7 protein-coding genes are annotated in these 7,383 nt (G+C 66.8%); 6 read left to right on the forward strand and 1 reads right to left on the reverse strand.

The window, feature by feature from the left end; genetic code table 11:
• Positions 1-94: 94 nt before the first annotated feature.
• The 3 genes from HMPREF3113_RS17135 to HMPREF3113_RS17145 are packed head-to-tail and all read left to right on the forward strand — an operon-like array spanning position 95 to position 3,134.
• A complete protein-coding gene (locus HMPREF3113_RS17135; protein WP_019184871.1) occupies positions 95-736 on the forward strand; it encodes a ubiquinone biosynthesis accessory factor UbiJ in 642 nt (213 codons plus the stop codon).
• The gene (gene ubiB, locus HMPREF3113_RS17140) at positions 733-2,391 is read left to right on the forward strand and encodes a ubiquinone biosynthesis regulatory protein kinase UbiB (RefSeq protein ID WP_019184870.1); all 1,659 of its coding nucleotides are present in this window, start codon (positions 733-735) and stop codon (positions 2,389-2,391) included. Before HMPREF3113_RS17135 ends, ubiB begins: the two co-directional genes overlap by 4 nt.
• A complete protein-coding gene (locus HMPREF3113_RS17145; RefSeq protein ID WP_070474495.1) occupies positions 2,388-3,134 on the forward strand; it encodes a pseudouridine synthase in 747 nt (248 codons plus the stop codon). The genes ubiB and HMPREF3113_RS17145 overlap by 4 nt, the downstream gene beginning before the upstream one ends.
• Before the next feature lie 55 nt (positions 3,135-3,189).
• On the opposite strand, the gene HMPREF3113_RS17150 is transcribed toward HMPREF3113_RS17145, so the two are convergent.
• Positions 3,190-3,726: a DUF2059 domain-containing protein gene (locus HMPREF3113_RS17150; protein WP_070474260.1), complete on the reverse strand. Its 537-nt coding sequence runs from the start codon at positions 3,724-3,726 to the stop codon at positions 3,190-3,192.
• 138 nt (positions 3,727-3,864) lie between these two features.
• Between HMPREF3113_RS17150 and arfB the strand changes: the two genes are divergently transcribed.
• The 3 genes from arfB to dcp all read left to right on the forward strand — a co-directional run bounded on the left by arfB (position 3,865) and on the right by dcp (position 7,206).
• Positions 3,865-4,296, forward strand: a complete 432-nt coding sequence (gene arfB / locus HMPREF3113_RS17155) for an alternative ribosome rescue aminoacyl-tRNA hydrolase ArfB (RefSeq protein WP_019184867.1) — start codon at positions 3,865-3,867, stop codon at positions 4,294-4,296.
• 46 nt (positions 4,297-4,342) lie between these two features.
• Positions 4,343-4,903, forward strand: a complete 561-nt coding sequence (locus HMPREF3113_RS17160) for a lysophospholipid acyltransferase family protein (RefSeq protein ID WP_235318846.1) — start codon at positions 4,343-4,345, stop codon at positions 4,901-4,903.
• 146 nt (positions 4,904-5,049) lie between these two features.
• Positions 5,050-7,206 carry a peptidyl-dipeptidase Dcp gene (gene dcp / locus HMPREF3113_RS17165; RefSeq protein WP_019184865.1) on the forward strand — a complete coding sequence of 719 codons (2,157 nt, stop codon included), beginning with the start codon at positions 5,050-5,052 and terminating at the stop codon, positions 7,204-7,206.
• The last annotated feature ends 177 nt before the right edge of the window (positions 7,207-7,383 follow it).

Here is a 7,383-nt window from a genome sequence, read left to right on the forward strand (position 1 = left end):
CGTGTCCGGTGTCGATGTGGTGGGCACCTGGCGCGTGGCCAGGCGTGATGCCAGCGGACGCCCGCCGTTCAAGGGCGCGCGGTAGAATGCGGTGATGGCCCGTTCCCTGCTCTCTTCCCTCAAGCCGCTGGCTGGCAATGCGCTGCAGCTCACGCTCAACCGCGCACTGGCGCTGGACCCGGACACCCGCAGCGCGCTGGCCGCGCTGGATGGCCGCCACATCGCCCTGACCCTGGAATCGCCCGCGCTGGCGATGCGGATCGGGGTGGACGGTGAGCGGCTCACGGTCGGCCCGGTCGATCCGCAGCAGGAGCCGGACCTGGCCGTGCGCAGCACGCTGGGCGGGGTGCTGGCCCAGCTGCCGTTCCTGGCCAACGCCCGCCGTGGCGGTGATGCGCCGGCCGGGCGGGTCAAGGTCTCCGGTGATGCCGAACTGGCCCGCCGCCTGCAGCAGCTGGCGACCCGTTTCGATCCGGACTGGCAGCAGCCGTTCGTGCGCGTGTTCGGCGAGGTGATGGGCGTGCAGATCGCCAACACCCTGCGCTCGGCACTGCAGCACGCGCGCCGCGGCGCGTCCGACCTGGCGCACAGCGCCGCTGAATTTGTCACCGAGGAGTCGCGCGACGTGGTACCCCGAGCAGAACTGGATGCCTTCCACGACGATGTGGACGTGATGCGCGACGACGTTGAACGCATGGCCGTGCGCGTCCAGCGCCTGCGGCAGGTGGGCGCATGAAGGCGATCTTCCGGGCCAGCCGCATCGGCCGCATCATCCTGCGCTACCGCCTCGACGATCTGCTCCAGGGCACCCCGGCCGAACGCTGGCTGCGCCTGGCAAAACCGTTCGTGCCACGCGCCTCGGCCGACATCGCCGCACAGTCGCGCGGCGCGCGCCTGCGCCTGGCACTGCAGGACCTCGGCCCGATCTTCGTCAAGTTCGGCCAGATCCTCTCCACCCGCCGCGACCTGATCCCGGCCGATGTCGCCAACGAGCTCACCCTGCTGCAGGACCGGGTCAAGCCGTTCGATGGCGCCACCGCGCAGGCGATCGTCGAACGTGCGCTCGGCCGCCCGGTCAGCGAAGCGTTCGCCAGCTTCGATCTGCAGCCGCTGGCCTCGGCCTCGATCGCGCAGGTGCACGCGGCCACGCTGGCCGATGGACGCCAGGTGGTGGTCAAGGTGCTGCGCCCGGACATCGAAAAGCAGATCGACGCGGACATCGCCCTGCTGAAGTCGGCAGCCGCACTGATCGAACGCGCGCACCCGCGCGCCGACAAGATCCGCCCGCGCGAAGTGGTCGCCGAAGTTGAAAACACCCTGGCCGCCGAGCTGGATCTGCAGCGCGAAGGCGCCAATGCCAGCGTGCTGCGTCGCAACTGGATCGACTCGGACGATCTGTACGTACCGGAAGTGATCTGGAGCCATACCGCCGAGCGCGCGCTGACCCTGGAGCGCGTGTGGGGCATTCCGTCGGATGACATCGTCGCGCTGGACAAGGCCGGCATCGACCGCAAGGCGCTGGCCGCCAAGGGCGTGCGGGTGTTCTACACCCAGGTGTTCCGCGACAACTTCTTCCACGCCGATGCGCACGCCGGCAACATCTGGGTCGACACCGATCCGGCGCGCCGCGACAACCCGCGCTTCATCGCGCTGGATTTCGGCATCATGGGCCAGCTCTCCGAAGAAGATCAGTACTACCTGGCCGAGAACTTCATGGCCATCTTCAACAAGGATTACCGGCGCATGGCCGCGCTGCATGTCGAAGCCGGCTGGATGCCCAACAACGTGCGCATCGATGAGCTGGAAGCGGCCGCGCGCTCGGTGTGCGAACCCTATTTCACCCGACCGCTGTCGCAGATCTCGCTGGCCGAGGTGCTGATCAAGCTGTTCCGGGTGGCCCAGCGTTACGAGCTCACGTTGCAGCCGCAGCTGATCCTGCTGCAGAAGACCCTGCTCAACATCGAAGGTGTCGGCCGTCAGCTCGATCCGGAACTGGATATCTGGGCGGTCGCACGGCCGGTGCTCGAACGCATCCTGCGCGAGCGTTACAGCCCGCGCCGCGTGCTCAAGGAAGTGCGCAAGCGCCTGCCTGAAATCATGACGCATACCCCGGACATGCCGCGTCTGGTCCATGCCTGGCTGCGCCAGCAGGTGGAAGGCGACCACGAATTGTCGATGCGCTCGCGCGATCTGGCCGCGCTGAACGTCAGCGTGCAGAAGCTGCAGAAGCGCGCGGTGGCCGCAATCGCCGGCGTCGGCCTGATGATCGTCGCTGCGGTGCTGTATGGCCTGCAGCCGGGCGGCTGGTACTTCGGCGATGCCCCGGTGTGGAGCTGGGTGACCGGCGCGGCGGGGGTGTTCTCGCTGGCCAGTGCCTGGTGGCGCCGATGAGCGCGATCGAGCTGCAGGCCGAGGCCATCGCCGAGGTGCCGGCGGCGCTTCCGCCCCTGCAGCTGCTGCACTTGGACGACCAGCTCGCCGTGGTCAACAAGCCCGCCGGGCTGATGGTCCATGACAGCAAGCTTGCCCGGGGCGAAGACGACTTCCTCGCCGACCGCCTGCGCGAACAGCTCGGCAAGCCGATCTTCCTCGTCCACCGCCTGGACCGCGCCACCAGCGGCTGCCTGCTGCTCGCCTTTGATCGCGAAAGCGCCAGCGTGCTCGGCAAATCGCTGATGGGCGGCGACGTCACCAAGGATTATCTGGCGATCTGCCGTGGCTGGCCGGCCGACGAGGCCTTCACCGTCGATCACGACCTGGATGGCGGCCCCGGCAAGCCGGTCAAGAAGCAGGCGATCACCCACTTCCAGCGGGTCGCCGTGGGCGAGATCGCCATTCCGATGGGTGGGTTCGAGACCTCACGTTACGCCCTGCTGCGCTGCCAGCCGCAGACCGGCCGGTTCCGCCAGATCCGCCGCCACCTCAAGCACCTCTCGCATCACCTGATCGGCGACACCAGCCACGGCGACGGTCGCCACAACCGCAGCTTCCGCATGCAGGGCATCCACCGCATGCTGCTGCACGCCGAGCGCCTGCGCTTCCCGCATCCGAACGGCACGCCGATGGACATCAGCGCGCCGGTGGACGGGGAATTCCGCAAGGCGATGGATCTGTTTGGTTGGGACGTGCGATAGCCGACCACCGGTCGGCTCTACTTCACGACAGCCGACCAACGGTCGGCTCTACCGGTTATTTTTTTGCCGGTGTTGGCTCATTCACGATCGCTTCCAGGTCCTTCTGCAGATCCACGAACAGCGGCTGCATCTTGGCCTGGATCGCCACCATCACGTTCTGCATCAGTGCCGGCGTCTTGTCCAACAGGCTCTGCCCCGCCGAGCTCTCATAGAACTCCGCCATCGCCAGCACGTCTTCCTTGCTGAAGGTCTGCTTGTACAGATCCACGTACATCGGCCGCAGTTCCTTCCACGACAACGCCTGGCGCACCGTCTGGCTGGTCCGCTGCTCGATCCGCTGCAGCTGCGCCTGCTGTGTCGCATCCAGCTGACGCTGCTGGGCCACCTGCTGGAACTGCTGGCGCTGCATCGCCTCGATCTGCGGCAGCATCGTATCGAGCATGCTCTGCGCGCGCGAGGCGGCCAGCAGGCGGTTGATGTCGGCATCCGACGGCGGCGCGGCCAGGGCCGGCGCGATCGCGGCCAGGCCCAGCGCCAGGGCCAGAGTGAGGCGGGTCAGGCCGCGGCGGGCCAGCGGGCGGATCAGTGACATGGCGGAGCATCCTGCGTTGCGTGGATTCCGGAGAATACCTGCGATGGCGTCATCAGGCCGTAATTGAGGACGTTATCGGCGACATCCACGCACGTTGCAGTCACCCGGCCGGCGGGTCCTCCCCTTACAATGCCGCCCATGGGCAACGGGCCAGTCACCATCAGCGCGCACCTGACGATTCCGGAGACGGAACTCGTCGAGCGCTTCGTGCGCGCCAGCGGTGCCGGTGGCCAGAACGTCAACAAGGTCTCCACCGCCGTCGAACTGCGCTTCGACGTGGCCGGCTCGCCTTCGTTGCCCGAGCCGTTGCGCGCGCGCCTGCTGGCCCGCCGCGACCGGCGCATGACCGGCGAAGGCGTGCTGGTCATCGATGCACAGCGTTTCCGTACCCAGGACCGTAACCGCGAGGACGCGCGCGATCGACTGGCCGCCTTCATCCAGGCGGGGCTGAGCGTGCCCAAGGCGCGCGTGGCCACCAAGCCGACCTACGGGTCGAAACTGCGTCGTCTGGACGCCAAAAAGGGGCGCGCGCAGATCAAGCGCGGGCGCACCACACGCAATTGGGAGTGATTGCTTGAACAACCGAAGTCCGCTGTTGCCGGTGGTTCCGCCGAACATGCCGCAGGTCAAACCGAACCGCTTCCTCCGCTGGCTGGCCCGCTGCACGCTGCGCCTGGGCGGCTGGAAAGTGACCGGCACCCTGCCGGACGTACCCAAGCTGGTCTTCATCATCGCCCCGCATTCGTCCAACTGGGACGGCTTCTGGGGCATGGCAGCGAAGATCGCACTGGGCATGCAGGTCAAGGTGCTGGGCAAGGCCTCGCTGTTCTGGTGGCCGCTGGGCCCGCTGCTGCGCAAGCTCGGCGTCATCCCGCTGGACCGCAGCTCACCGCAGGGCACCGTGGAACAGGCGGTCAGCCTGATCCGGGGCTCGGACCGCCTGTGGTACGCGATCACCCCGGAAGGCACGCGCAAAGCGGTGCAGCACTGGAAGGCCGGCTTCCTCAAGATCGCGCGCATGGCCGACGTGCCCGTGCTGGCCGCGTACTTCCACTACCCGGAAAAGACCATCGGCATCGGCCCGCTGTTCCATCCCACCGGCAACGACGTGGCCGACATGGCTGCGATCCGCGAGTACTACCGCCCCTGGCAGGGCAAGACCCGCGGCACCGTCTGAACGCCGCCAGGCGGGCCGGACCGGGTAGCCCCCACGGCCCGCACAGCCACGCGCCACGACCGGCACATGCCGCCTGCGGGCTTTGGGAGTAGGGTGACCGGCTGTGGGATTTTCCGTCCCGCGCCCTCATCCAAGGAGCCCGTTTCATGTCGCGTACCGTAGTTTTGGCCGCTGCCATCAGCCTGGCGCTGGCGGCCTGTTCCGGCAAGGAGTCCACCCCCGTGACCGATACCCAGCCCGCCCCGACCCAGCAGCCGGCCGATGCGTCCGCCAACCCGCTGTTGAGCGCCAGCACGCTGCCGTTCCAGGCGCCGCCGTTCGACAGGATCAAGGACAGTGACTACCTGCCGGCCTTCAACGAAGGCATGAAGCAGCACCTGGCTGAAGTCCGCAAGATCGCCGACAACCCCGAGCCGGCCACCTTCGACAACACCATCGAAGCGCTGGAGCGCAGCGGCGAGACCCTGACCCGCGTGTCGCGCATCTTCTTCGGCCTGGTCCAGGCCGACACCAACGATGCACGCCAGAAGGTGCAGGAAGAAGTCGCCCCGAAGCTGGCCGAACACCAGGACGAGATCAACCTCGACCCGAAGCTGTTCGCCCGCATCAAGACCATCTACGACCAGCGCGATGCGCTGGGCCTGGACCCGGTGCAGAAGCGCCTGGTCGAACGTGACTACCAGGAGTTCGTGCGCGCCGGCGCGCAGTTGAACGATGCCGACAAGGCCTCGCTGCGCAAGCTCAACGTGGAAGAAACCACGCTGGCCACGCAGTTCCACACCCGTCTGGTGGCCGCGACCGCCGCCGGTGCCGTGGTGGTCGATGACAAGGCCAAGCTGGCCGGCCTGGACGAGGATGCGATCAACACCGCCGCCGCCGATGCCAAGGCCCGCAACCTCGATGGCAAGTACCTGCTGCCGCTGCAGAACACCACCCAGCAGCCGGTGCTCGGCTCGCTGAGCGACCGCGAGCAGCGCGCCGCCGTGCTCAAGGCGTCGGAAACCCGTGCTGAAAAGGGCGACGCCAACGACACGCGCGAGACCATCCAGCGCCTGGCCCAGCTGCGCGCGCAGAAGGCCAAGCTGCTCGGCTTCGAGAACTACGCCGCCTACAGCCTGGCCGACCAGATGGCCAAGACCCCGGCCGCCGCGCTCAAGCTGCTGACCGACACCGTGCCGGCCGCGACCGCCAAGGCGCGTGGCGAGATCAGCGAAATGCAGAAGGTGATCGACGCACAGAAGGGCGGTTTCAAGCTTGCTGCCTCCGATTGGGACTTCTACGCCGAACAGGTGCGGAAGGCGCAGTACGACCTGGACGAATCGCAGATCAAGCCGTACTTCGAGATGGACAACGTGCTGCAGAACGGCGTCTTCTACGCCGCCACGCAGCTGTACGGCATTACCTTCAAGCCGCGTACCGATATCCCCACCTACCATCCGGACATGAAGGTCTATGAAGTGTTCGACAAGGACGGCACCTCGCTGGCCCTGTTCTACACCGACTACTTCAAGCGTGACAGCAAGTCCGGTGGCGCCTGGATGGACGTGTTCGTCGAACAGGATGGCCTGACCGGTGCCAAGCCGGTGGTCTACAACGTGTGCAACTTCACCAAGCCCGCCGCCGGCCAGCCGGCGTTGCTGAGCTTCGATGACGTGACCACGATGTTCCATGAGTTCGGCCATGCGCTGCACGGCATGTTCTCGAAGGTGAAGTACCCGTCCATCGCCGGTACCAGCACCTCGCGCGACTTCGTCGAGTTCCCCTCGCAGTTCAACGAGCATTGGGCGCTGGACCCGAAGGTCTTCGCCAACTACGCCAAGAACTACAAGACCGGCGAGCCGATGCCGCAGGCGCTGGTCGACAAGATCCTCAAGGCCCGCACTTTCAACCAGGGCTATGCGACCACCGAGTACCTCTCGGCGGCCCTGCTCGACCTGGCCTGGCACACCCAGCCGGCCGACGCCAAGCTGCAGGACGTGGCGCCGTTTGAAGCGGCCGCGCTGAAGAAATTCAAGGTCGACCTGCCGCAGGTGCCGCCGCGCTACCGTACCAGCTACTTCGATCACATCTGGGGTGGCGGGTATTCGTCCGGTTACTACGCCTACTTCTGGGCCGAGGTGCTGGACCATGATGCCTTCGAGTGGTTCAAGGAAAATGGTGGCCTGACCCCGGAGAACGGCCAGGTCTTCCGCGACAAGATCCTCTCGCGCGGCAACAGCGTGGAGCTGGCCGATCTGTACCGCGAGTTCCGCGGCAAGGATCCGTCGGTGGAGCCGCTGCTGGTCAATCGTGGCCTGAAGTAATCGCGGCATCCCGGTAGGTACCGACCGTTGGTCGGTACGCTTGCCACCGGTACACGCTGAAACGAAAACGGCAGGGGAAACCCTGCCGTTTTTTTTGGGTTGCTGCTCCGCTGAGCCGGGTCGCTGGGGCGGGCACTGGGCCCCTATACCCTTTCCGGCGAATGTCCTCCGGCGTCG

The organism is Stenotrophomonas sp. HMSC10F06 (genome assembly GCF_001807865.1).
GTDB classification, from domain to species: domain Bacteria; phylum Pseudomonadota; class Gammaproteobacteria; order Xanthomonadales; family Xanthomonadaceae; genus Stenotrophomonas; species Stenotrophomonas bentonitica_A.

Coding starts and splice junctions, on each gene's coding strand:
- arfB (WP_019184867.1), top strand. CDS start 3,865: ATGGGCAACGGGCCAGTCACCATCAGCGCGCACCTGACGATTCCGGAG.
- ubiB (WP_019184870.1), top strand. CDS start 733: ATGAAGGCGATCTTCCGGGCCAGCCGCATCGGCCGCATCATCCTGCGC.
- HMPREF3113_RS17150 (WP_070474260.1), bottom strand. CDS start 3,726: ATGTCACTGATCCGCCCGCTGGCCCGCCGCGGCCTGACCCGCCTCACT.
- HMPREF3113_RS17160 (WP_235318846.1), top strand. CDS start 4,343: ATGCCGCAGGTCAAACCGAACCGCTTCCTCCGCTGGCTGGCCCGCTGC.
- HMPREF3113_RS17145 (WP_070474495.1), top strand. CDS start 2,388: ATGAGCGCGATCGAGCTGCAGGCCGAGGCCATCGCCGAGGTGCCGGCG.
- dcp (WP_019184865.1), top strand. CDS start 5,050: ATGTCGCGTACCGTAGTTTTGGCCGCTGCCATCAGCCTGGCGCTGGCG.
- HMPREF3113_RS17135 (WP_019184871.1), top strand. CDS start 95: ATGGCCCGTTCCCTGCTCTCTTCCCTCAAGCCGCTGGCTGGCAATGCG.